A 24,005-nucleotide genomic window follows, 5' to 3' on the forward strand; every position below is an offset into this window, starting at 1 on the left:
CATTTATTATCTTTTAGTATAATTCCAGATTCAAATAAGGATTACTCACGTAATCACTAAGCAAAGTGGCGCATACTAGCGCCACTAGAATTACTCAGTTTAGTTGATTATGGTGTTTTATCAATAGTGGCCCCGGAACTACTGGACTTAACAGCATCTCCCACCTTCTTTAGACCAGCCTGAACCGCCTTACGAACCACGTCAGTCAAAGCCACGACAGTCTTACTTACAGCCCCCTCAACAGTACTTTTCAAAGCCTTCTCAGCATTATCATGAGCATCCTTCAAAGCAAACTCCCCATCCTTAGCCATTCCCCGCAGAACAATAGCAGCAGCAATCTGATCATTCTTCTTCATCTCATTCTTATCAAAAGCAGCAGCCGCCTTCTCCCCCGTACTCCCAATAGCCGCCTCAATCGGATTTGTAGCATCCTTCACATCCTCAACCCCCTTCTTCTCCTCCTGCTCCTTAGCAGCATCAACAATAGCTTTTAATATCTGCTTACCACTAACCGCACTAACAGCAGCAGCAGCCTTCTCTGCATCAGCAGCATCACCACCCCCATCATTATTATCATTCTTCTTCTTAGCAAACAACTTCCCAGCATCCGCATTCTGCTCATCACCACCAGCACCACCAGCAGCAGCCTCACTCTCCAACTTACCCGCTTCACCAGCCTTCTCAGCAGCATCAACAATCCCCTTTATCCCACTAGCAATCCCATTAACACTCGTTGCGTCACCACCTTTTGCTGCTGCATTAGCATCAACCTTAACAACCTTCCCAATCACATCATCCTTACCACCAGTAGCACCACTAGCAGCAGCCTGAGCAGCTTTTACCATCTCTTCTAACCACCCACTAATTTCTGCTATAGCGCCTTGCACTCCACCACCTTTTGCCCCATCAGCGCCACCTGTAGTAGCACCACCAGCAGCAGCAGCCTTCCCTGCATCACCACCACCATCCTTCTTGCTGTTATTTAGATTATTTAAGCCCTTTTTTGTTTCTTCTAATTTTTAGCCAGAGAATCAAAATAATCTTTTACCTCTGATTTTTTTGGGTCTGCTTTGAATCCCAATGCGTCTGCGACTAATCCGCCAAAAGAGGTAAATACATCTAGGAATCCATTACCTAATTGTATAATTGATTGGTAAAACTTGCTTGTTGGATCATCCTTACTACCCGCTTCACCAACATTGCTTTTGCAATTAACAAAAACAAATATTGCTCCTAAAAGTATTGCACTTGAAATTTTTTCATATTAGTCTCCTTAATGAAAAGTATAAAATATCACTCTAGCTCAAAACGGTTGCTTTGACAAGTAGGTTAGCAACTTTTTTTTTTATATTCTTTTTTTAAAAAAAGAATATAAAAAAAAAAGTTGCTAACCTACTTGTCAAAGCAACCGTTTTGAGCTAACAAACAACTTCCTTTAAAAATATTATATTATAATATAATAATATCAATCAAAAAAATTAGATTAATTATTAAAATTTATTAATTAATAGTTAAAATAACTTTTTCTTAAAAGTATCAAAAAAATAAAATAAATATTAGTAATACCATTACTGCAATGGAAATATAAAATAAATAAAATAAATATTAGTAATACCATTACTGCAATGGAAATATAAAATAAATAAAATACATTACAAACCGAACTATCAAAGCAATATTAAATTATTTTCAAATTAAAAAATTTCAAGTGCAATACTTTTAGGAGCAATATTTGTTTTTGTTAATTGCAAAAGCAATGTTGGTGAAGCGGGTAGTAAGGATGATCCAACAAGCAAGTTTTACCAATCAATTATACAATTAGGTAATGGATTCCTAGATGTATTTACCTCTTTTGGCGGATTAGTCGCAGACGCATTGGGATTCAAAGCAGACCCAAAAAAATCAGAGGTAAAAGATTATTTTGATTCTCTGGCTAAAAAATTAGAAGAAACAAAAAAGGGCTTAAATAATCTAAATAACAGCAAGAAGGATGGTGGTGGTGATGCAGGGAAGGCTGCTGCTGCTGGTGGTGCTACTACAGGTGGCGCTGATGGGGCAAAAGGTGGTGGAGTGCAAGGCGCTATAGCAGAAATTAGTGGGTGGTTAGAAGAGATGGTAAAAGCTGCTCAGGCTGCTGCTAGTGGTGCTACTGGTGGTAAGGATGATGTGATTGGGAAGGTTGTTAAGGTTGATGCTAATGCAGCAGCAAAAGGTGGTGACGAAACGAGTGTTAATGGGATTGCTGGTGGGATAAAGGGGATTGTTGATGCTGCTGAGAAGGCTGGTGAAGCGGGTAAGTTGGAGAGTGAGGCTGCTGCTGGTGGTGCTGGTGGTGATGAGCAGAATGCGGATGCTGGGAAGTTGTTTGCTAAGAAGAAGGATGATGGTAGTGAGGCTGATGCTGCAGGGAAGGCTGCTGCTGCTGTTAGTGCGGTTAGTGGTAAGCAGATATTAAAAGCTATTGTTGATGCTGCTAAGAAGCAGGAGGAGAAGAAGGGGGGAGTTGAGGATGTGAAGGAGGCTACAAATCCGATTGAGGCGGCTATTGGGAGTACGGGGGAGAAGGAGGCTGCTGCTTTTGCTACGATGAAGAAGAATGATCAGATTGCTGCTGCTGGTGGTGCTACTACAGGTGGCGCTGATGGGGCAAAAGGTGGTGGAGTGCAAGGCGCTATAGCAGAAATTAGTGGGTGGTTAGAAGAGATGGTAAAAGCTGCTCAGGATGCTGCTGGTGCTGCTACTGGTGGTAAGGAGGATGTGATTGGGAAGGTTGTTAAGGTTGATGCTAATGCAGAAGCAGCAAAAGGTGGTGACGAAACGAGTGTTAATGGGATTGCTGGTGGGATAAAGGGGATTGTTGATGCTGCTGAGAAGGCTGGTGAAGCGGGTAAGTTGGAGAGTGAGGCTGCTGCTGGTGGTGGTGGTGCTGGTGGTGATAATGCGGATGCTGGGAAGTTGTTTGCTAAGAAGAAGGATAATAATGATGGGGGTGGTAGTGATGCTGATGCAGGGAAGGCTGCTGCTGCTGTTAGTGCGGTTAGTGGTAAGCAGATATTAAAAGCTATTGTTGATGCTGCTAAGAAGCATAAGAAGGGGGGAGTTGCGGATGTGAAGGATGCTACAAATCCGATTGAGGCGGCTATTGGGAGTACGGGGGAGAATAATGCTGCTGCTGCTTTTGCTACGATGAAGAAGAATGATCAGATTGCTGCTGCTATTGTTCTGCGGGGAATGGCTAAGGATGGGGAGTTTGCTTTGAAGAATGCTGCTCATGATAAGGCTAAGGATTCTTTGAAAAGTACTGTTGAGGGGGCTGTAAGTAAGACTGTCGTGGCTTTGAAGAGATGGTAAAAGCTGCTCAGGATGCTGCTGGTGCTGCTACTGGTGGTAAGGATGATGTGATTGGGAAGGTTGTTAAGGTTGGTGATGCAGCAGCAAAAGGTGGTGACGCAACGAGTGTTAATGGGATTGCTAGTGGGATAAAGGGGATTGTTGATGCTGCTGAGAAGGCTGGTGAAGCGGGTAAGTTGGAGAGTGAGTCTGCTGCTGCTGGTGCTGGTGCTGGTGGTGAGCAGAACGCGGATGCTGGGAAGTTGTTTGCTAAGAAGAAGGATAATAATGATGGGGGTGGTAGTGATGCTGATGCAGAGAAGGCTGCTGCTGCTGTTAGTGCGGTTAGTGGTAAGCAGATATTAAAAGCTATTGTTGATGCTGCTAAGAAGCAGGAGAAGAAGGGGGGAGTTGATGTGAAGGATGCTACAAATCCGATTGAGGCGGCTATTGGGAGTACGGGGAATGATAAGGCGGCTGCTGCTTTTGCTACGATGAAGAAGAATGATCAGATTGCTGCTGCTATTGTTCTGCGGGGAATGGCTAAGGATGGGGAGTTTGCTTTGAAGGATGCTGCTCATGCTAAGGCTAAGGATTCTTTGAAAAGTACTGTTGAGGGGGCTGTAAGTAAGACTGTCGTGGCTTTGAAGAGATGGTAAAAGCTGCTCAGGCTGCTGCTAGTGGTGCTACTGGTGGTAGTGGTAAGGATGATGTGATTGGGAAGGTTGTTAAGGTTGATGCTGGTGCTGCAGCAGCAAAAGGTGGTGACGAAACGAGTGTTAATGGGATTGCTGGTGGGATAAAGGGGATTGTTGATGCTGCTGAGAAGGCTGGTGAAGCGGGTAAGTTGGAGAGTGAGTCTGCTGCTGGTGGTGCTGGTGCTGGTGATGAGCAGAACGCGGATGCTGGGAAGTTGTTTGCTAAGAAGAAGAATGATAATAATGGGGGTGGTAGTGATGCTGATGCAGAGAAGGCTGCTGCTGCTGTTAGTGCGGTTAGTGGTAAGCAGATATTAAAAGCTATTGTTGATGCTGCTAAGAAGCATAAGAAGGGGGTTGAGGATGTGAAGGATGCTACAAATCCGATTGATGCGGCTATTGGGAGTACGGGGAATGAGAAGGCTGCTGCTGCTTTTAGTAAGAATGAGATGAAGAAGAATGATCAGATTGCTGCTGCTATTGTTCTGCGGGGAATGGCTAAGGATGGGGAGTTTGCTTTGAAGAATGCTGCTCATGATAAGGCTAAGGATTCTTTGAAAAGTACTGTTGAGGGGGCTGTAAGTAAGACTGTCGTGGCTTTGAAGAGATGGTAAAAGCTGCTCAGGCTGCTGCTAGTGGTGCTACTGGTGGTAGTGGTAAGGATGATGTGATTGGGAAGGTTGTTAAGGTTGGTGATGCAGCAGCAAAAGGTGGTGACGAAACGAGTGTTAATGGGATTGCTAGTGGGATAAAGGGGATTGTTGATGCTGCTGAGAAGGCTGGTGAAGCGGGTAAGTTGGAGAGTGAGTCTGCTGCTGGTGGTGGTGGTGCTGGTGGTGAGCAGAACGCGGATGCTGGGAAGTTGTTTGCTAAGAAGAAGGATAATGATGATGGGGGTGGTGATGCTGCTGCTGCAGGGAAGGCTGCTGCTGCTGTTAGTGCGGTTAGTGGTAAGCAGATATTAAAAGCTATTGTTGATGCTGCTAAGGAGAAGAAGAAGGGGGTTGAGGATGTGAAGGATGCTACAAATCCGATTGATGCGGCTATTGGGAGTACGGGGGAGAATAAGGCTGCTGCTGCTTTTGCTACGATGAAGAAGAATGATCAGATTGCTGCTGCTATTGTTCTGCGGGGAATGGCTAAGGATGGGGAGTTTGCTTTGAAGAATGATGATCATGCTAAGGCTAAGGATTCTTTGAAAAGTACTGTTGAGGGGGCTGTAAGTAAGACTGTCGTGGCTTTGAAGAGATGGTAAAAGCTGCTCAGGCTGCTGCTGGTGCTGCTACTGGTGGTAAGGATGATGTGATTGGGAAGGTTGCTAAGGTTGATAATGCAGCAGCAGCAAAAGGTGGTGACGCAACGAGTGTTAATGGGATTGCTAGTGGGATAAAGGGGATTGTTGATGCTGCTGAGAAGGCTGGTGAAGCGGGTAAGTTGGAGAGTGAGTCTGCTGCTGCTGGTGGTGGTGCTGATAGTAATGAGGCTGCTGGGAAGTTGTTTGCTGCTAAGAAGAATGATGGTGGTGGTGATGCTGCTGATGCAGAGAAGGCTGCTGCTGCTGTTAGTGCGGTTAGTGGTAAGCAGATATTAAAAGCTATTGTTGATGCTGCTAAGAAGCATAAGAAGGGGGGAGTTGCGGATGTGAAGGATGCTACAAATCCGATTGATGCGGCTATTGGGAGTACGGGGGAGAATAATGCTGCTGCTTTTGATAAGAATGAGATGAAGAAGAATGATCAGATTGCTGCTGCTATTGTTCTGCGGGGAATGGCTAAGGATGGGGAGTTTGCTTTGAAGAATGATGCTCATGATAATGCTGAGAAGGCTTTGAAAAGTACTGTTGAGGGGGCTGTAAGTAAGACTGTCGTGGCTTTGAAGAGATGGTAAAAGCTGCTCAGGCTGCTGCTGGTGCTGCTACTGGTGGTAAGGATGATGTGATTGGGAAGGTTGTTAAGGTTGATGATGGTGATGCAGCAGCAAAAGGTGGTGACGAAACGAGTGTTAATGGGATTGCTAGTGGGATAAAGGGGATTGTTGATGCTGCTGAGAAGGCTGGTGAAGCGGGTAAGTTGGAGAGTGAGGCTGCTGCTGCTGGTGCTGGTGCTGGTGGTGAGCAGAACGCGGATGCTGGGAAGTTGTTTGCTAAGAAGAAGGATAATAATGATGGGGGTGGTAGTGATGCTGATGCAGGGAAGGCTGCTGCTGCTGTTAGTGCGGTTAGTGGTAAGCAGATATTAAAAGCTATTGTTGATGCTGCTAAGGAGCAGAAGAAGGGGGGAGTTGAGGATGTGAAGGATGCTACAAATCCGATTGAGGCGGCTATTGGGAGTACGGGGGAGAAGGAGGCTGCTTTTAGTAAGGATGAGATGAAGAAGAATGATCAGATTGCTGCTGCTATTGTTCTGCGGGGAATGGCTAAGGATGGGGAGTTTGCTTTGAAGAATGATGCTCATGATAAGGCTAAGGATTCTTTGAAAAGTACTGTTGAGGGGGCTGTAAGTAAGACTGTCGTGGCTTAGAAGAGATGGTAAAAGCTGCTCAGGCTGCTGCTGGTGCTGCTACTGGTGGTAGTGGGGATGTGATTGGGAAGGTTGTTAAGGCTGATGGTAATGCAGAAGCAGCAAAAGGTGGTGACGAAACGAGTGTTAATGGGATTGCTGGTGGGATAAAGGGGATTGTTGATGCTGCTGAGAAGGCTGGTGAAGCGGGTAAGTTGGAGAGTGAGGCTGCTGCTGGTGGTGGTGGTGGTGATAGTAATGAGGATGCTGGGAAGTTGTTTGCTGCTAAGAAGAAGAATGATGATGGGGGTGGTAGTGATGCTGATGCAGGGAAGGCTGCTGCTGCTGGTAGTGCGGTTAGTGGTAAGCAGATATTAAAAGCTATTGTTGATGCTGCTAAGGAGAAGAAGGAGAAGAAGGGGGTTGAGGATGTGAAGGATGCTACAAATCCGATTGATGCGGCTATTGGGAGTACGGGGGATGATAAGGAGGCTGCTGCTTTTAGTACGATGAAGAAGAATGATCAGATTGCTGCTGCTATTGTTCTGCGGGGAATGGCTAAGGATGGGGAGTTTGCTTTGAAGAATGCTGATCATGATAATGCTAAGGATTCTTTGAAAAGTACTGTTGAGGGGGCTGTAAGTAAGACTGTCGTGGCTTTGAAGAGATGGTAAAAGCTGCTCAGGCTGCTGCTGGTGCTGCTACTGGTGGTAGTGGTAAGGATGATGTGATTGGGAAGGTTGTTAAGGTTGATGCTAATGCAGCAGCAGCAAAAGGTGGTGAAGCAACGAGTGTTAATGGGATTGCTGGTGGGATAAAGGGGATTGTTGATGCTGCTGAGAAGGCTGGTGAAGCGGGTAAGTTGGAGAGTGAGTCTGCTGCTGCTGGTGCTGGTGCTGGTGGTAATGAGGCTGCTGGGAAGTTGTTTGCTGCTAAGAAGAAGAATGGGGGTGGTAGTGATGATGATGCAGAGAAGGCTGCTGCTGCTGTTAGTGCGGTTAGTGGTAAGCAGATATTAAAAGCTATTGTTGATGCTGCTAAGAAGCATAAGAAGGGGGGAGTTGAGGATGTGAAGGATGCTACAAATCCGATTGAGGCGGCTATTGGGAGTACGGGGGAGAAGGCTGCTGCTGCTTTTGATAAGAATGAGATGAAGAAGAATGATCAGATTGCTGCTGCTATTGTTCTGCGGGGAATGGCTAAGGATGGGGAGTTTGCTTTGAAGAATGATGCTCATGATAAGGCTGAGAAGGCTTTGAAAAGTGCTGTTGAGGGGGCTGTAAGTAAGACTGTCGTGGCTTTGAAGAGATGGTAAAAGCTGCTTAGGCTGCTGCTAGTGGTGCTACTGGTGGTAGTGGGGATGTGATTGGGAAGGTTGTTAAGGTTGGTGGTAATGCAGCAGCAGCAAAAGGTGGTGACGAAACGAGTGTTAATGGGATTGCTAGTGGGATAAAGGGGATTGTTGATGCTGCTGAGAAGGCTGGTGAAGCGGGTAAGTTGGAGAGTGAGTCTGCTGCTGCTGGTGCTGGTGCTGGTGGTGAGCAGAACGCGGCTGCTGGGAAGTTGTTTGCTAAGAAGAAGAATGGGGGTGGTAGTGATGCTGCTGCTGCAGGGAAGGCTGCTGCTGCTGTTAGTGCGGTTAGTGGTAAGCAGATATTAAAAGCTATTGTTGATGCTGCTAAGGAGCAGGAGAAGAAGAAGGGGGTTGAGGATGTGAAGGAGGCTACAAATCCGATTGATGCGGCTATTGGGAGTACGGGGGAGAAGGAGGCTGCTGCTTTTGATACGATGAAGAAGAATGATCAGATTGCTGCTGCTATTGTTCTGCGGGGAATGATATCTTCGTTTCTAAAAAACAAGAAATTCAAGAATTCTTATGACAATCTGCTTACAGATTCACCCAGATCTAGTAAATACAAAAAAAGCCCCTATGGGCAAATATTTTACTACTGAAAACGGAGAGAGAAAATTCTCCAACCTAATTTGATAATAATATATTATACAACTTTAATCAAGAGTTCACTTTTTTATTTTTATCTTTTCTACTATTTTCATAATCAATAATAAGATCTGACAAGATATTTTTTTTATATTTAATCAGCCTCTCTAGAATAAAATATATTCTTTTGATATCTTTTTTGCAAAAATCATAAACTTCTTTATCTTGCATTGAAATTCTAATAGACATACTTTGAATGTAATCATTTTCTTCTGTATTTTCTTTATATACATATGATGGCCTGTTTTTTAATATATTTTTATATGTAGCCACAAAGCCTATTTCTTTAACTTTTTCAATAGAAATAACCCCTTCTAAAACTTTCTCATAAATTTTCAAATACATATAAGCTTGGCTTCTGGCAATTATATAAGATTTTATAAACTGTTTAAAACTTTTGAAACCATCATATTTATAAAGTTTTTTTTGCTTAATTTCATGCAAAATTTTCATTCTTTGAATTTTATTATTAATATCTGATTTCAAATTTAATTTCAACTTTTCTTTTAATTCATTGTAATTTTTTAATTCCTCGTCTTGATTTTTATTCAAATTAAATTTTTCAAGTGTGGGTATTTCAACCCTTTTATATAAAGTTACCTGCTCTTTATTTTCCTTTTTCCCCATTCTTCTCTCCTATTTTAAAGCATTTTTACTAAAAATTGCTTGTCCGATATCGGACAATTTTAAACAATCTATATTATAGTTAACATTTCGATTGACTACAAAGAAAAAATGTTTTTTAAAGCATTTTTTACTTCTTTATGATATATTTCTTTTTCAGAGGGCTCTAATCGTCCGTTTATAAGAACTTTTATGCTATTTGAAAAATGAACCTTGCCCTTAATATATTCTCCATACTCTTTATAAAGTAAATCTTCCACTTCTTTTATTGTTTTTCTATTTTTTATAAACTGGTTTTCTACAATAGAAATATTGTATATTTTTTTTCTAAATTTTGTAATACTATTGACTGCATCAATTAAAATAGTAAAACTTTCTATTGACCATATTTCTAGCTGAACTGGAATTATAATATAATCCGCAACATTTAAGGCATTCTTTAAAAGAAAATCTAAACTAGGAGGAGTATCTAGTAAAACATAGTCGAAATTATAATTTTGAATATTTTCATTTAAATGGTGTTCTAAAATAATTTCTTTATAATCAATAGCCTCCGAATTAAATTTTCCTAAAATAGGATGGGAAGGAATTATAGATATATAATCATTAATTTTACAAATGCATTCATTAAAATGAAAATCTCCTTTTAACATACTGTAAGCATTGTACTTTTCAATATTTGAAATATATCTATTAAAATAGGAAGTTAAAGAATTTTGGGGATCTAAATCAATTAATAACACTTTTTTGCCCAATTCTTTTAACATATAAGAAAAAAGTATGGAAAGTGTACTTTTTCCAACTCCTCCTTTAATTGAAGCCATTGTTATGATATCCGATTTTTTAATATCCATTTTTTTAAAATTCCTCCATCTGGTAATTTTTTATTGTAAAATTTGTATACTTTGATTTCCATTTTTTCTAAATGATTTAGCGTAAATCGATAGTATTCGGTTTTTTCTTTTTCTTTTTTCCTCAACAAGGTTCTTAAAGATAATATGTAGGATTTAATAGATCCTTTTTTAAACTTAAACTCTATGTGATATAGCTTTTTTATTGCATAAATTTTATTATCTTCTTTTTTAATAAAGAAAGGTTTTTCAAGGCGATCCCACCCATATTTTATTCCTAAAAATTTATCATTTTCTTCTAATGCAAAAAGGTTAAAAAAGTAATAATCTTTATTATTATTAAATTCTTGAAAGACAAGTCTAAATCTTTGCTCTTTGTTGGTAACTCTAAAATCAATTAGATGTTTAAATATTTTTGTGTAGTATACTTTTTTGCCGTCTATCTCTTCTATCTTGCTAAAAGTGGATTTTTTGATTGAAATGTCGTTAATCCTTATTGAAGCTTTTTTTTGTTTTAGTTTTTCAAATAATCTATTCAATTTTTAGTCCTTTTTCTAAAATGTTATCCAAAATATTATTGGCTATTGTGCCAGCATGTCCTGAAAAGCTGGTTATTTTATTTACTTTCCATTTAGTAGTATAATTGTCTTTAAATTCTCCTGCAAGAACATAAAAATCGGTTTTATACGGTGCGGCTTTTCTCATAAAATGAATTTTATGTTTATAAAGGTTTAACTTGGATAAGAAAAAGTCTTTAATATCTTTTATTTCATAATCGTATTTTAAGTAATCTTTAAAATCTTTATAGTTTAGTAAAGTATTTTTTAGTGTCTTAATGGGGTTTTTGGTTTTAGAAGCTATTGATTTGATTCTTTTGAATAAGCAGTTTTCTATAGAATTCTTTTTATATATATTTATATATTTTTTATTATATACAGTGATATTTTCAGTGATATTTTGAGGCGTAAAACATCCTTTTTCTTCTTTTAAAGCGTCTTTTTCTTTCTTTACTTTTTTAATTAAGTCTGCTTTAGCGCTACTAAAATATGTATTAATTAATTTATGTGCAATAGGTGACACTTTATATATACAAAGCTTTCCTTTAAAATCTCCAAAGTTATTTGAAAATGTTAGTAATCTTTTTTCTAATGCTTTTAGCTTAGCTAAAAATCTTAAATCTGACCGCAGAGTATTAATTGTAGTTTCTTTTTTATTTTCTCTATATATATTTGAGTTTAGTACACGAAGTATATCTCCTTGATGATGAATTCGGAGTTCTTTTACTTTTTCGGAAGTAAAGTGTTCTTTGTTGATTGAGGTGCTGTATTTTTTTTCAAACTCTTTATTTAAGTAAATAATAACCGAAATAATTTTTTTCAGTCTGCAGGTTTTACTAAGTAGTTTGTTTTTATGGGTTTGGTGGTTATGGTTAGATGTAACTGATTTCATTTTTAATCTCCATTTTCAGTGTATTTTTATTAATAATAATCTTATTATAATCAAAATATTTGATTAATTTCAACCTTTGAACTATAATTTTTTAAATTAAAGATTATAGAAATAGCTTTTTATTTTATCCTGCCATGGCTTTGAGGTTTTATAAAAAAGGGCATCAATTAGGATATTGATCTATGAGTTTTTATTTCAGGAGGTTTCTGCTTTAATTTTTATCTCTTTATAATGAAGCTTTGATATTTAGAGTTACGTTTATATCTCTGCCATAAATTGTGTTGAAGTCGCTGTAAGGCTACCTAGTATCATTTGATTTTAGGGTAGTATTTTTAATACCGCAATTGTTACATAGTTTACTTAATGGAAAATATCTATTTATTTTATGCAAAGAGGCTTCACAATACTCTGATTTATGTAACAATTGTCTACGAAAACCCTCTATGCTGTTATAAATTATTAATATTTTCTATAAAATCCTTTTTACATGTCCCGAATTGACAAGCTCTCTATTATTGTATTTTTATTATTTAGTTATAAAGTAAAGAAATAATTTGTGTAAAAAGTCTTTTATTTGATTTAAAATTTTCTTATATAGCTTAGCAGCTTTTAACTAGATTAATTCTGTTGATAGAATCTTTTTATTTTTTTGATATTTTTTAATTTTTAGCGAATATTTAGGATTATTAGTTTGTTAGCCTTTAATTCAAAAGTATTTCTCTTTCTATCTAAAAAAAATTCTAATTAATATTTGTGATAGGGTATTTCCCCGAACTTTATAATATATGCTCAAAGTCATTACTTGGAGTAGTGATATTCGGCTAAGGACTTGATTTAAGTATAAAAAATACTCAAAACTTTTAGCTTAAATTTTTAAATTATTTATTGCATTATTTTTAATAATAAAAAATAGTTAAATTACTAAATTGCTGTATTGTTAATAACAATTATTGTTGTTTAAATTTAAGGAGTTTGAAAATGAAAAGAATAGCATTGTTAATATTGATGAGTTCGTGTAAATGGTATGGGGACAATACTATTGAAGAAGTGAATAAAGATAATGTGATGGCATTTACAGAGAGTGGTCAAATGTTAGATGATACAGATAAAATTATGGGGCTAGGTGAAGAAAAAATTAAAACATTGAGTGCTCAAGATCTCTCAAGCTTGGTGAGTGAAGCAAAGATTGATGCTGAAAAGTCTAATAACGAAATTACTCAAAAGAAAAATGGAAACAATGGTAATAATATAGAAGCAAAAGACACTCCTAAGTTAGTTGAATTAATCAAAAAGTCATCAGAAAAGATCGATTTAGCTTTTAAAGCATTAATTGGCGCAGGTTATAATGTTTCATCAGCAGCTAAGAATAATTTAGAGAATGGATTAAAGATGATAAATTTGCTAGATGAATTGTTGAAAATAGCAATAATTGATGGAAAAGATAATAGTAATAGTAAATATAATGACCTTAAAAAGGCAGTAGATGATTTTAATAATAAAAATTCATCAATATGTGTATCTTTAGAAGATTCAAGTAATAAAAGCGTAATTAAAGTTAATAAATGTGTAAAGACGCTTATGAATAATGTTGAAACGTATTTTGAAGGCTTGTATAATGAGCTTAAAGATAAAAATAGAGATGATCATGGCAATATTATAACTTTAAGTGAGGCGGCTTGTAAAATAAAAAGTGCGGCAATGGCTGTGCATGTTTGTTTTAATCTAAATTAATTTAGAAGGTTTTTATTATTAGAAATAATAAAAAATAAAAAAAATTTTCAATGTTAAAAAAAAAGTTATATAAGGGTTAAATATGCAAAGCACAGCAAAATTTATACAATTAGGTACTTCAATAGTTATACGTTCGGACAAAAAAGATCTTTTTATAAATGTCGAGAAATATAATGATAAGACAATGTATCACATAAAAATAATGTTTAATATTTATAAATTAGGGATTAATAAGAAAAAAATAAATGCCGTTTATTATTAATAAAATGATTTAATCAATCAAAATTTGAAGGATTTAATTTATTTGCATTAAGCAGGCGATAAATTCTTAGGGATTTATTACGGTTATAAAAACCCAATAAAGAAAATTTTTGTAAGGTACAAAGTTAACGGAATTGAAAAATCTTATTTTTTATCATTACATGGGGTTTGGATTAAATTAAAGAAAGAGGGCGATTTTTGCTATTTTAAGAGCCTATTGTGGTGCTAAAAAAAAGAACAGGGTAGGGAAATGTTTCTTTGGCAAAAGTGCTTCTTCAATAGTGTTTTTTCGAATTCTTAACAAAAGTAAAGTGCCCTTAATAAAGAAAGAGAAACCCTTTAAGAGTGATTCGGAAGCCTTTTATAAAAATCACATGTTTCTTGTATTTCCAGCCTAATCTTTGGTGGTTTTATTAAATTTACTCTATACTTATTTTTTATCTTTCATTAAATTAAATAAAGTTTTATCAATTCTATTATTAACACCATGGATTAAAATAGTCGATTCAAGCCTAAAAACATCAACAATTGGGTTTAGCTTTAGTGTATTTCTTAATTTCCCAGATAGGAGTATAATAAACATATGTTAGAGATAAAGGTGAAAAAAATGGTATGTATAAGTAGCTTGTTAGATTGGGTATGAATAAAGCATTAGTAAGTGATTTGGCTGCTATATTTTATAATAATGAAATAACAGTAAAGGATTTAGAGATTGTTAAACCAGAGTTTCAAGGTTTTATAAGAGATGGAATTACACTGTAAAAGACAAAATTAATGCCGTAAAAGGAGAAATTAAAAGCTTAAAAACCGAACTCGACAGTAAATTGAAATTATAGTTAGATGATAGGAATTGTATTTGTCTTTCAAGTTACAATAGTAGATGTTTTAGTTAGCCCATTCTTTTATATAGAGAATAAATTGTAAAATAAATAAAATGTACTGATATTTCTATAATTAATTATAGAAATATCAGTACGCCAACATTGCAATTTATATAAAATATGTAATAAAATAAATCAATAAAAAAAGTTTTGTTTTTTTATTACTAAAAATTGATTCTACTTATAAATAAGTTTGAATTATTTCATTTAGAAATAAAGTTAATATAAACATAAACAAGCAAATAATATAAATAATTTTTGTAAGTATGATTAATGAAAATTAATGACATTGTAAAAACAAATGATCCAAATGTATCTCTTTATAAAGAATTGTCAAGAGACTTTGTAAGAAAAGAAAATATTAATAGTTTAAAAGACTTTTTTATTTTTATAAAAAATAAACTTTCTTCAATATATGATAATTCAACAGAAGCAAATATAGAGTCTTTACTAAAATCCATATTTGAAGAACTAAATTATTCAGTAGAACAACAAAAGAGTGGGCAAATAGAAGGAGTGAAATCCAGAGTAGATATACTACTTTTTGAAAATGATAAAGACAAAGTAGATTTTAATGAAAAATTAGAAGAAGCTAAAAAAAATAATGAGCCTATTCCAGCTGAAGATATCTTGCTTATAGCAGAAGTTAAGCGTCCAGCATTTAGTTTTGATGCTAAAGATAAGGTAAGAGAAGCAGAAGATCAGCTATATAGATATCTAAATCAATATCAAAAACATTATGGGATACTTTCAAATGGAAAGGTATGGAGATTATATGATAAATCGAAAGTACTTTATGGAGAAAAAAGATATATTGAATTTGATTTTTCTAAAATTGAAAAAAAAGAAGAATATGAAGAACAAGAATGGTTTATTTTATTTAGCTATCTTATAAGAAAAGAAAGATACCTAAAAACAAGCAATGTAATAGCAGTTGAAAAAGAACAAATATCTAAAAAAAAAGAGATAATTCAAAAAACTCTTAGAGAGATACTTTATGAGAGGCCTGATGATTCTATAGTATTTAAAATTGCAAAAAATATATATGACAAAGAATTTAAAGTATCAGACAAAGAAATTACTCGTCATATTTTGGCTAGCATACTTGAGGAGTCAATTATTTTTATTTTAAGAATATTTTTTATTGCATATATTGAAGATAACAACATATTTAAGAAAATTTTAGAAGAAAACAAGCTATACAGATCTTCTATATCTTTTAGATATTTTTTTTATGATGAAAATGCAAAAAAGAAATTAGGATATAAAAAAATAATGACAATTTTCAATCTGCTTGATAAAGGAAGTGGTGCAATAAAGTTCCCTATATTTAATGGAGGATTATTTGCAGAAGATAAGGTTAAATATTTAAATAATGAAAGTTTACTCAGTATTAGTGAACTTGAAGAAATATTAGTTAAAATACTTTTCTTTGAAGAAAAAAACATTAAAGATGAAAAATTTATAGAGTATTCAAGGTTAGATCCTAAAAGTTTTGGAGAATTATACGAAACTCTACTTGAATATGATCTGAGAATTGCAGATACTACCGTTCATCGTATTGTTGAAGACGGGGTTTATCTCATTCGTACCGAAGAAGAGCTTGAAAACAAGCGGGTAAACAAAGTTGCTACCTACTATAAAGGCAATATTTATCTTACATCTAGATCACTTGATAGGAAAAAAAGTGGAGCATATTATACTCCAGATGACCTAACTGATTTTATGGTTATATCATCAATTGAAGAACAGCTTAAAACCAAATCTCCTTTAGATATTAGAATCATTGATAATTCTTGTGGATCGGGGCATTTTTTGATTTCTTGTCTAGATTGCTTAACAGAAAAAGTATGGTACGAGCTCGATAAATTTGAAGATGTAAAAAAAGAGCTTGATAAAGAATATAGAGCTATTTTAAAAGAAAGTGAAGAGTATGATGTTCCGGATATTATAAGTAAAGAATTAGTACTTAAAAGGATGTTGCTAAAGAAGTGTATTTATGGTGTTGATATTAATCCTATTTCGGTTGAAATTACTATGCTAAGTTTGTGGATTAATACCTTTATTTTTGGAACGCCGCTAAGCTTTATTGAACATCACATAAAAGTAGGAAATGCTCTCTTGGGGTATACTAAAGATGAATTTTTTGATATTACAAAAAAGAAGTTTGAAAGTGGATTTTCTTTATTTAAGAAAAGGATTAAAGAAATTACAACTATTTTAGAAGATAACTATCAAAAAATTAAAGGTATTAACGATACCACTAAAGAAGATATCGAAAAATCTAAAAAGATATATAAAGAATATGAAGAAAGTGAATATATAGATAATTTGAGAATAATATTTTCTTTAATTAAACTTTATTCATTATCTTTTGACAAATCTTTAAATATAGAATTTAGTGACATTGCGGATGTAATCAGTTTAATTGAAAATATTTTGGGCAATAAAACCTCTAGTGAGGATAAAGAAAAAATGAATAAAATTAGAAAATTAAGTAGCTACTATAAATTTTTCCACTATGGAGTTGAGTTCCCAGATATTCAGGAAGGATTTGATATTGTAATTGGAAATCCACCATGGGAGAAAACTAAGTTTAATGAATCCGAGTTTTTCTCAAAACATATTCCTAGTTACAGGAGACTAAGCATAAAAGAACAAAATAAAATAAAGCAAGAAATGCTTAGTAAAGATAATCATCCTTTGAGTATTGAATACAACGAAGAAAAAAACAGTATAAGCACTATTAACAATATTTATAAATTTGATTTTAAAGATTTTACTAGTGGTGGTGATCCAAATATTTTTAGATACTTTTTAGCATTTAATTTAAAGCTAATAAAAAAAAGGGGCAATTTAACTTATTTGGTTCCTTCAAGCCTTTGGAGTGAATATAGTTCTAGTGCACTAAGAAAACATATATTTGCCAATTATAAACTTAATTATATTTATCAATTTGAAAATAAAAGAAGATTTAAAGATGTAGATTCTCGCTTTAAATTTTCAATATTTCAACTTAGTAATGCTGAAGAATTTACATCAAGCTTTAAAGCAAAATTCATGATTCAAAACGATGATAATATTATTAAAGAAATAACTGGTGATTTGAAAGATAATAAATATGATCCTTATAGAGGAATTGAATTGAATATAGACCAAATTAAGAAACTATCTCCCATTCAAGAACCAATAATTGAATTTAAAGACAAGGAAGAATTTACTCTTATTAACAAAATGTTTGATCAATTTGGCACTCTTAGTCAAGAATATATTGATTTTGGAGAGGGACTACATTTAACAAAGTATAAGGCACTGTATAAAGAATATAATAATGAAAAATTTATATTTCTGTATTCTGGAGCCAATATTCACCAATTTAATTCAAGATTTTTTGAAGATAGAGCTGCAAAAGAAAGTTCTAAATTACTATGGATAGATAAAAAAGACTTAGAAAAAGTATTAACGAAAGACAACCAATATCAAACCGAAAGAGTATTCTATAGAAAAATTGCAAGCAACACAAATGAAAGAACAATGATTAGTGCCTTATCTCCTAGAAATTGTTATTGCGTAAATTCAATGTATATAAATTATGAGAAAACGCCAATATCCATTTATAAAAAATTATTTATTATATCGATTTTTAACACATTTACATTTGACTTTATGATTAGAAGATTTGTTGACTCAAATGTTCAAAAATCATGTTTATATCAATGCTCTATGCCTCAGCCCGAAGAAAAAGAAATTTTAAGTAATTCTTTATATTTAAATCTTGTAAAAAATACGTCTCTTCTGATAGCTAAAAATGATCCTAAGAATTTTAAATATTTACTTTACTTAGAATATTTTGAGTTTGATAAAGAAAAGGTTAATAAAATATTAAATCTAAATGTGGAAGATGAATTTTTCAAAGAAAAAGAAAATGAAAATAACTTTATTGTAGCCAATCTTTACTCATTAACCAAAGAAGATTTTATCATCTTGCTTAGAGATTTTAAGGTGTTAAAAACCAAAAAAGGAGAAGAGCATATTTTATCTTTAATAAAAGGATATGGGAATTATTTAAAAACTAATAAGCTTAATTAAGCATTTTAAAGAGATTTGTGGTATATGTTTTTAGTAAAAAAACATTATTATTATTAAAGGATGAAAAGGTTGTTTTTAGTGAAAATATCTTTTTGTTTTTTATATTAGAAAAAATAATTAAGTATTATTTCGGACAATCTACACTAAATGGTCCACATTTTGTAGTTTTAGAAATTACAAAAAGAGAGGTGATTTAGGAAGCTTAAAAAGTTATAAAAAAAAATTAAATGATATCTTCGAAATCTTAAACAGCAAAAGGTAAATTGCCAATAATTTTTACTAAATCATCGTTTTGTTGCTATATATATATATATATCAATAACTTCTATAGTATTTTATCAATATTGTCGTTTGAGATTTTAACTAATTTCATTCCCCCAGATATGGCAAGATATGGTTTTAGCATTTTTAAATGTTTCTAATTTTTTATCTAGGGTTTTAAATTTATCTATATAAAAATTTATAAAGTTAATTTAATAAATAATTTTATCTATATTTTTTTTTAAAAAAATAAAATTATTACAAAAATTAATGATAATTAGGCTTACTAAATTGAATTTCTATATTGGATCATAAAAGATAAAAGAAAAAATAAAATAAAGTTAAAAACTTTCAAAGCGAGAAATTTATATTGATATAAATTATTTCCTTATGATAAGCCACAAGTTCAGTATTTTATATATAATGAGCAACGCTCCCTTTGCCCCTTGCATGCTGCTGCTGGGAAGGCTCTGGTGAAGCGGGGGTAAGTTGGAGAGTGAGTCTGCTGGTGGTGGTGCTGGTGGTGAGCAGAACGCGGATGCTGGGAAGTTGTTTGCTAAGAAGAAGAATGGGGGTGGTGGTGAGGCTGATGCAGAGAAGGCTGCTGCTGCTGTTAGTGCGGTTAGTGGTAAGCAGATATTAAAAGCTATTGTTGATGCTGCTAAGAAGCAGAAGAAGGGAGTTGCGGATGTGAAGGATGCTACAAATCCGATTGAGGCGGCTATTGGGAGTACGGAGGAGAAGGCTGCTGCTGCTTTTGATGAGAATAAGATGAAGAAGAATGATCAGATTGCTGCTGCTATTGTTCTATTATTTTAATGAAAATTTAAAAAGAAATGGTCAAAACTTTGTTATAATAAAAATATTACAAAACTATCCTTACAGACTAGAAAAAGAATTTAAAGTAGCAACCAATTATTATAAATACTTGGGGGTTAATTGCGAAACTGAAATTTACTATAAACTTAGATATCAAAAGCAAAAATGATATCGATTTAAAACAAATAATAGGTAAAACTGATATATAACCAAATGGATAAAAAAAAAGAACAAAAATAATAAACATTACCAGTATAAAAGGGGGGTGTTGGGAAAAGTATAAGCGCTATAATTCTTGCTACACTTTTATTAAAAGAACACACAGCATTGTTAATCGATACGGACACACAAGCTCAACCACTATTTATCTTTATGAAAAATTAAAAGAAAATAATCTAAGGCTAGAAAGAAAAAACATTTGTGAAGTTTTAAAAGATAATTTATTAATAGCACAATTCTTAGAGCAGGAAACAATTTAAACTTAATTTCCAGCTTATTTGACATTGCATAGTCTGAATGGAGATTTTTATTGCCAAATAAGCGCAAAGATATTGATATACGATATTGATTTTATTTTCGAATTGGTGTAGCCTTAACTTAAGATTAAGTTTTTTATTCAAAATTTACTTTAATTTGTGACCGCCATTGTGAGCCACTGAAGCTTGATTAAGTTTTTATTTAACAAATAATAATAATAAGTTTTACGTCAACATCCTGATTGTCTAAGGCAATGTCACATGTGGCTTTTAAAAAAATATTTTCATAAAAATTTTCTGAATTATAGAAATTATTGAATAAAAAGTGATATGCTTAAGACTCTTAGTCGTCGCAACCAATACAATGTCGCGCCACTCGTTGCCGGCTGTATTTAATAAAGCTTCTATAAGCAATATTAATTATAAGAATTTAAAGAATTCTTTATGCAATTCAAGAATTCAAAAAAAACAGTATTAATTTTAGAAAAAAGACATTAAAACTAAATTGATCGAAAGGAATATCCCAAAAGATTTCCTTAGTAGAATAAAAGATCTTAGCAATGATCCTACAACTTACAAAATGTACTATATGATCTGGATAAGGCCTTAGATGAGCACAAGGGGAGCAATTTGAAGTATGTGCTTGAGCATTTTTTAGATCAGTTCTCTGTTTATCGATATAAAGTTGGAGATAATGAAGCGTACGGACGGGGCTATTAGCGATTATGAGGTCATTTTGAAGGAACGGTTTGGAGAGCTTGTTAAGAAAAAAGTTGAGCTTAATGATTATGTGAAAAAGGTGCTTACAATGGAGGCTAAAGAAAGGGAACAGCGTAGTAGGGAGCATTTGAGAGGATTTATTGATAAACGCTCCTTGACAATGAATTAGCAATTAATAATATAAATAAATTTACTATAAAAGAAAAGTATTTACTTTTTTTAAGTTTTAGTGATTGTAGCTTTTTAAACTATATTATCCATATATATGGATAATAATTTTGATTTATTCAAAATGTGGTTTGACCATAGTTTAATTTTAGTTATATTGGAGAAAAATATATTCTATCTTTAGTAGAGGGGCATGAGAATTTCTGTAAAACTAAATTAATTTAATTGACGCGAGAGCATATCAACAAAATAAAAGTTGTATAGTGGCCTAGGCTATTTTTGCTTATCATCCTTTAAAAGGATTCTTTAGTAAATTTTTTATTAGTCTTGTTAAAATTATTTTTTAATTTGCATAAATATGGCAATTAAAATGCACATTAATAAAAGTGTAAAAAACATGTTATTCTGTTCTATACAAAATTTACAAAATCCAAGACAACTAATAAATAAGCACAATAAAAATGCTATTAGCTTGCTATTAGATTTTATAGTTTGCTTGTTTTTATTTTTACAAGTAATACAAATTTTATAGTCTTTATTAAGTGATTTCTTACAAAAATAGCATTTTTTTATCTAAAGCCAAGGATAACCAATGTCAAACCGAAAGAGTATTCTTTAGAAAGGTTTCAAGAAACTCAAATGAAAGAACAATGATTAGCACTTTGTCTCCTAGAAATTGTTATTGTATGAATACAATAGGTGTAAACTATGAGAAAAGGCCAATATCTATTTACAAAAAATTGTTTGTTATATCTGTTTTCAATTCGCTTCCATTTGATTTTTTACTCAGAAGGTTTGTTCAAGCTGCTAATGTGTCAAAAGCATATCTGTATCAATGCCCTATGATGCAGCCCGAAGAAAATGAGATTTTGGCCAATCCTCTATACTTAGCTTTAGCCAAAAACACTTCCTTGTTAATAGTTAAAAATGATCCCGATAACTTTAAATATTTACTTTACTTAGAATATTTTGAGTTTAACAAAGAAGAAATTGATAAGATATTAAATCTAGATCCCAAAGATGAATTCTTTAAAGAAAAAGAAAATGAAAATAATTTCATTGTGGCCAGTCTTTACTCGTTAACCAAGGAAGATTTTGTAACTTTGCTTAATGATTTTAAGGTTATTAAAAATAAAAAAGGAGAAGATTATATTTCATCTTTAGTAAAAGGATATGAGAATTATTTAAGAAGAATGTGTAAGTATAACGCAGCGTAATCCCAAATAGTGGATATTGCAATTTTTAAAAATTGGTATAACCTTCTTGCTAGGTGTTTCTATAAGCAAGTTTCTACTAGGTGTTTTTATGAGTAAATTTATATGTTTTATATTTTGTGTATTTTGTTTTGTAAAGTGTAGTTTATCGAAAAATAGTGATTTTAAGAATAAAGATTCCTTATTTCAAGGTGTAAAAAATGTAGAAAATATTAATTCAGAGTCAGATTGGAAAAATAGTCTTGGACTTAGCAATGAAGAGTTTGATACATTAATTTTTTTTGTTAATGCATTAAAATGTGAATTAACAAAAGGATACAAGAAGTTTCCTCATTTTGATATATTTCTCAATAGAGATGCATCAAAGATAGAAAATTATATTAAAAAGTTTTTATTAAAGTTGCAAGGTTTGGGGAAAGTTAAAGAATTGCTTAGCTATATTCAATACGGCAGAGATAATCCGCCCAATGTAGAGGGTACAGATGAAAAACTTGGGATAGATGCAAAAGATTTTTATAAATTGGAAAGTAGGCTGGCTGATGTTTTCGATAACTATTTCATGTTGTTAAATTCTCCAACTTCCAAAGTAAATAATAATGATGAACCGAATTCTATTAATAGTGATTCTGAAATTAAGATTCTAGAAGAAATTAAAAAAGTATCTTATGAATTTAGAAGTTCTACTCTTCAATTGGAAATGAGGGTTCAACAATGAAAAAAATAACAAGTTTAGTATTTATTCTGCCGCTGTTTGTTCTAATTACTTGTAAAAATACAGTATCCGATGAAGTCATAAAAAATAAATTGTTAAATTCAATTGAAATATTGGGTAAAGAATTTTCCGATGCCTTTATCTCTTCTCCTTTTGGCGGTTCTTTAGGAACAGCTGCAATCGACTTGAAAAAGTCCGAAGTTAGAAATTATTTTGAAACAATATCTAAAGGGTTTAAAAAAATTCAAGAAGGGTTTAAAAAAATATCTTTTGATTTTGCTGAGTATGACAAAGCAGTCCACAGTATCAATTACGCTGCAAAAGTTTTTGATTGGTATTTGATGGAGTTTGTTAATGATGTGGAAGAGGCTGCTAAAGCGGCAGATATTGACAGCGATTTAGTTGGGCAAGTTGTGGCAGTAAATCCTAAGATAGCCGATTCATCAAGTGTAAAGAGGTTTGCCAATTGGATACAAACCCTTTTAAGGTTTTCTAGTGTTTTTGGTTCTAATATTTATAATAAAATGTTCAAGAATATTAATATTGGCGAGTATAATCGTCGTAAACATATGCAACAAGTTGGTAATGTTGAACATGTCGGCAAGATTTTTTTAAAAACAGAAAATGAAAATAATCAGAATTGTGACACTAATAATGGTAGTGCAGCGAATAAAGCAAAAGATTTAGTTAATTCGGTTAGTGGGGAAGAGATATTGCATTTAATGAGCAATATTAGTGGAATCCTAGTAGAACGCGCTAAGGGCAAATCTCCTGAATCGGGAGAGGATCCTATTGAGGCAGCTATTGGCACTACTAATTATAGGCATAATAATAGTAATTGTTTTCCGGGTTATATGCCGGTTAAGATTGCTGCAGCAATTGTTTTGAGAGGAATGGCCAAAGACGGCCAGTTTTTTGCTATCAATGGAGAGAATGACACGGTTAAAACCGCAGTTGAAATTGGAGTTACTAAAACTTTGGTAGCATTGACAACTTTATTGAGAGGTTCTGTTGACCAAATGATTGGACGCTTACTAGATCAAATAAGAAAAGAGCGACTTCGATTTGGGACATTAGTGGAAAATAATGGATACCGATATTAATATCCCATTATGTTTTATTGATAATTTTTCAATTAGTTTATAAATAATGCATTCGGATAACTATTTTATTTGTGAAGATAATTTTCTTTAATCTTATCTTTATACTAAATAATAATAATAT

23 protein-coding genes and 4 pseudogenes are annotated in these 24,005 nt (G+C 33.3%); 21 read left to right on the forward strand and 6 right to left on the reverse strand.

All coding sequences use genetic code 11. From position 1 onward, the window contains the following. Positions 1-107 precede the first annotated feature (107 nt). Together QIA22_RS05220 and QIA22_RS05225 are read right to left on the reverse strand one after the other, a co-directional pair. Complete coding sequence (locus QIA22_RS05220; protein ID WP_418456861.1) at positions 108-887, reverse strand: variable large family protein; 780 nt, start codon at positions 885-887, stop codon at positions 108-110. A gap of 125 nt (positions 888-1,012) precedes the next feature. Continuing rightward, positions 1,013-1,081 carry a hypothetical protein gene (locus QIA22_RS05225; RefSeq protein WP_418456872.1) on the reverse strand — a complete coding sequence of 23 codons (69 nt, stop codon included), beginning with the start codon at positions 1,079-1,081 and terminating at the stop codon, positions 1,013-1,015. Between the two features lie 731 nt (positions 1,082-1,812). Here QIA22_RS05225 and QIA22_RS05230 point away from each other — a divergent pair. From QIA22_RS05230 to QIA22_RS05270, 9 genes and pseudogenes are all read left to right on the forward strand, one after another. Further along, on the forward strand, positions 1,813-3,351 hold the full coding sequence (locus QIA22_RS05230) for a variable large family protein (protein WP_418456874.1): 1,539 nt from the start codon (positions 1,813-1,815) through the stop codon (positions 3,349-3,351). Then, complete coding sequence (locus tag QIA22_RS05235; RefSeq protein WP_418456863.1) at positions 3,345-3,989, forward strand: variable large family protein; 645 nt, start codon at positions 3,345-3,347, stop codon at positions 3,987-3,989. The genes QIA22_RS05230 and QIA22_RS05235 overlap by 7 nt, the downstream gene beginning before the upstream one ends. Next, positions 3,983-4,642, forward strand: coding sequence for a variable large family protein (locus QIA22_RS05240; RefSeq protein WP_367611975.1), 660 nt, complete (start codon positions 3,983-3,985; stop codon positions 4,640-4,642). Before QIA22_RS05235 ends, QIA22_RS05240 begins: the two co-directional genes overlap by 7 nt. Next, the gene (locus QIA22_RS05245; RefSeq protein WP_367611977.1) at positions 4,636-5,283 is read left to right on the forward strand and encodes a variable large family protein; all 648 of its coding nucleotides are present in this window, start codon (positions 4,636-4,638) and stop codon (positions 5,281-5,283) included. The genes QIA22_RS05240 and QIA22_RS05245 overlap by 7 nt, the downstream gene beginning before the upstream one ends. Further along, positions 5,277-5,915, forward strand: coding sequence for a variable large family protein (locus QIA22_RS05250; protein WP_367611979.1), 639 nt, complete (start codon positions 5,277-5,279; stop codon positions 5,913-5,915). The genes QIA22_RS05245 and QIA22_RS05250 overlap by 7 nt, the downstream gene beginning before the upstream one ends. Continuing rightward, positions 5,909-6,547 (forward strand): variable large family protein, encoded by a 639-nt coding sequence (locus QIA22_RS05255; protein ID WP_367611981.1) that lies wholly within the window; start codon positions 5,909-5,911, stop codon positions 6,545-6,547. Before QIA22_RS05250 ends, QIA22_RS05255 begins: the two co-directional genes overlap by 7 nt. Before the next feature lie 5 nt (positions 6,548-6,552). Continuing rightward, positions 6,553-7,200 (forward strand): variable large family protein, encoded by a 648-nt coding sequence (locus QIA22_RS05260; RefSeq protein ID WP_367611983.1) that lies wholly within the window; start codon positions 6,553-6,555, stop codon positions 7,198-7,200. Continuing rightward, positions 7,194-7,841, forward strand: a complete 648-nt coding sequence (locus QIA22_RS05265; protein WP_367611985.1) for a variable large family protein — start codon at positions 7,194-7,196, stop codon at positions 7,839-7,841. Before QIA22_RS05260 ends, QIA22_RS05265 begins: the two co-directional genes overlap by 7 nt. A gap of 29 nt (positions 7,842-7,870) precedes the next feature. Beyond that, a pseudogene (locus QIA22_RS05270) lies at positions 7,871-8,479 on the forward strand (variable large family protein); the annotation flags it as partial. A gap of 58 nt (positions 8,480-8,537) precedes the next feature. Here QIA22_RS05270 and QIA22_RS05275 read toward each other — a convergent pair. From QIA22_RS05275 to QIA22_RS05290, 4 genes are all read right to left on the reverse strand, one after another. Continuing rightward, entirely contained in the window at positions 8,538-9,152 is a 615-nt protein-coding gene (locus QIA22_RS05275) for a chromosome replication/partitioning protein (RefSeq protein WP_367611987.1), read from the reverse strand. Positions 9,153-9,247: 95 nt separating this feature from the next. Then, positions 9,248-10,003: a ParA family protein gene (locus QIA22_RS05280; protein ID WP_367611989.1), complete on the reverse strand. Its 756-nt coding sequence runs from the start codon at positions 10,001-10,003 to the stop codon at positions 9,248-9,250. Continuing rightward, a complete protein-coding gene (locus QIA22_RS05285; protein ID WP_367611991.1) occupies positions 9,976-10,539 on the reverse strand; it encodes a DUF226 domain-containing protein in 564 nt (187 codons plus the stop codon). The genes QIA22_RS05280 and QIA22_RS05285 overlap by 28 nt, the downstream gene beginning before the upstream one ends. Further along, entirely contained in the window at positions 10,532-11,449 is a 918-nt protein-coding gene (locus tag QIA22_RS05290; RefSeq protein ID WP_367611993.1) for a plasmid maintenance protein, read from the reverse strand. Before QIA22_RS05290 ends, QIA22_RS05285 begins: the two co-directional genes overlap by 8 nt. A gap of 978 nt (positions 11,450-12,427) precedes the next feature. On the opposite strand from QIA22_RS05290, the gene QIA22_RS05295 reads away from it, so the two are divergent. The 12 genes and pseudogenes from QIA22_RS05295 to QIA22_RS05350 all read left to right on the forward strand — a co-directional run bounded on the left by QIA22_RS05295 (position 12,428) and on the right by QIA22_RS05350 (position 23,884). Continuing rightward, positions 12,428-13,180: a hypothetical protein gene (locus QIA22_RS05295; RefSeq protein ID WP_367611995.1), complete on the forward strand. Its 753-nt coding sequence runs from the start codon at positions 12,428-12,430 to the stop codon at positions 13,178-13,180. A 328-nt stretch (positions 13,181-13,508) separates the two neighbouring features. Next, positions 13,509-13,670, forward strand: a pseudogene (locus tag QIA22_RS05300) (DUF226 domain-containing protein); the annotation flags it as partial. A gap of 404 nt (positions 13,671-14,074) precedes the next feature. After that, positions 14,075-14,203, forward strand: a complete 129-nt coding sequence (gene bdr, locus QIA22_RS05305) for a Bdr family repetitive protein (protein WP_367611999.1) — start codon at positions 14,075-14,077, stop codon at positions 14,201-14,203. A 392-nt stretch (positions 14,204-14,595) separates the two neighbouring features. Beyond that, the gene (locus QIA22_RS05310; protein WP_418456869.1) at positions 14,596-18,411 is read left to right on the forward strand and encodes an Eco57I restriction-modification methylase domain-containing protein; all 3,816 of its coding nucleotides are present in this window, start codon (positions 14,596-14,598) and stop codon (positions 18,409-18,411) included. A 17-nt stretch (positions 18,412-18,428) separates the two neighbouring features. Beyond that, the gene (locus QIA22_RS05315) at positions 18,429-18,608 is read left to right on the forward strand and encodes a hypothetical protein (protein ID WP_367612001.1); all 180 of its coding nucleotides are present in this window, start codon (positions 18,429-18,431) and stop codon (positions 18,606-18,608) included. Positions 18,609-19,221: 613 nt separating this feature from the next. After that, entirely contained in the window at positions 19,222-19,491 is a 270-nt protein-coding gene (locus tag QIA22_RS05320; RefSeq protein ID WP_367612010.1) for a variable large family protein, read from the forward strand. Further along, a pseudogene (locus QIA22_RS05325) lies at positions 19,475-19,657 on the forward strand (plasmid maintenance protein); the annotation flags it as partial. The gene QIA22_RS05320 and the pseudogene QIA22_RS05325, both read left to right, overlap by 17 nt. A 125-nt stretch (positions 19,658-19,782) precedes the next feature. Next, the gene (locus QIA22_RS05330; RefSeq protein ID WP_367612012.1) at positions 19,783-19,875 is read left to right on the forward strand and encodes a hypothetical protein; all 93 of its coding nucleotides are present in this window, start codon (positions 19,783-19,785) and stop codon (positions 19,873-19,875) included. Positions 19,876-20,661: 786 nt separating this feature from the next. Next, complete coding sequence (locus QIA22_RS05335) at positions 20,662-20,856, forward strand: hypothetical protein (protein ID WP_367612003.1); 195 nt, start codon at positions 20,662-20,664, stop codon at positions 20,854-20,856. Positions 20,857-21,436: 580 nt separating this feature from the next. Further along, positions 21,437-22,072 (forward strand): annotated as a pseudogene (locus QIA22_RS05340) (class I SAM-dependent DNA methyltransferase); the annotation flags it as partial. A gap of 88 nt (positions 22,073-22,160) precedes the next feature. After that, positions 22,161-22,784 (forward strand): hypothetical protein, encoded by a 624-nt coding sequence (locus QIA22_RS05345; RefSeq protein ID WP_367612005.1) that lies wholly within the window; start codon positions 22,161-22,163, stop codon positions 22,782-22,784. Next, positions 22,781-23,884: a variable large family protein gene (locus QIA22_RS05350; protein WP_367612006.1), complete on the forward strand. Its 1,104-nt coding sequence runs from the start codon at positions 22,781-22,783 to the stop codon at positions 23,882-23,884. Before QIA22_RS05345 ends, QIA22_RS05350 begins: the two co-directional genes overlap by 4 nt. Positions 23,885-24,005 lie beyond the last annotated feature (121 nt).

Origin of the sequence: Borreliella kurtenbachii, assembly GCF_030437945.2 — a bacterium.
Lineage (GTDB): Bacteria > Spirochaetota > Spirochaetia > Borreliales > Borreliaceae > Borreliella > Borreliella carolinensis.

Excerpts from the sequence above, each read along its gene's own strand:
- QIA22_RS05265 (WP_367611985.1), top strand. The coding sequence starts at position 7,194 with ATGGTAAAAGCTGCTCAGGCTGCTGCTGGTGCTGCTACTGGTGGTAGT.
- QIA22_RS05345 (WP_367612005.1), top strand. The coding sequence starts at position 22,161 with ATGAGTAAATTTATATGTTTTATATTTTGTGTATTTTGTTTTGTAAAG.
- QIA22_RS05245 (WP_367611977.1), top strand. The coding sequence starts at position 4,636 with ATGGTAAAAGCTGCTCAGGCTGCTGCTAGTGGTGCTACTGGTGGTAGT.
- QIA22_RS05260 (WP_367611983.1), top strand. The coding sequence starts at position 6,553 with ATGGTAAAAGCTGCTCAGGCTGCTGCTGGTGCTGCTACTGGTGGTAGT.
- QIA22_RS05255 (WP_367611981.1), top strand. The coding sequence starts at position 5,909 with ATGGTAAAAGCTGCTCAGGCTGCTGCTGGTGCTGCTACTGGTGGTAAG.
- QIA22_RS05310 (WP_418456869.1), top strand. The coding sequence starts at position 14,596 with ATGAAAATTAATGACATTGTAAAAACAAATGATCCAAATGTATCTCTT.
- QIA22_RS05275 (WP_367611987.1), bottom strand. The coding sequence starts at position 9,152 with ATGGGGAAAAAGGAAAATAAAGAGCAGGTAACTTTATATAAAAGGGTT.
- QIA22_RS05250 (WP_367611979.1), top strand. The coding sequence starts at position 5,277 with ATGGTAAAAGCTGCTCAGGCTGCTGCTGGTGCTGCTACTGGTGGTAAG.
- QIA22_RS05335 (WP_367612003.1), top strand. The coding sequence starts at position 20,662 with ATGAAGCGTACGGACGGGGCTATTAGCGATTATGAGGTCATTTTGAAG.
- QIA22_RS05350 (WP_367612006.1), top strand. The coding sequence starts at position 22,781 with ATGAAAAAAATAACAAGTTTAGTATTTATTCTGCCGCTGTTTGTTCTA.
- QIA22_RS05240 (WP_367611975.1), top strand. The coding sequence starts at position 3,983 with ATGGTAAAAGCTGCTCAGGCTGCTGCTAGTGGTGCTACTGGTGGTAGT.
- QIA22_RS05235 (WP_418456863.1), top strand. The coding sequence starts at position 3,345 with ATGGTAAAAGCTGCTCAGGATGCTGCTGGTGCTGCTACTGGTGGTAAG.
- QIA22_RS05295 (WP_367611995.1), top strand. The coding sequence starts at position 12,428 with ATGAAAAGAATAGCATTGTTAATATTGATGAGTTCGTGTAAATGGTAT.
- QIA22_RS05280 (WP_367611989.1), bottom strand. The coding sequence starts at position 10,003 with ATGGATATTAAAAAATCGGATATCATAACAATGGCTTCAATTAAAGGA.
- QIA22_RS05290 (WP_367611993.1), bottom strand. The coding sequence starts at position 11,449 with ATGAAATCAGTTACATCTAACCATAACCACCAAACCCATAAAAACAAA.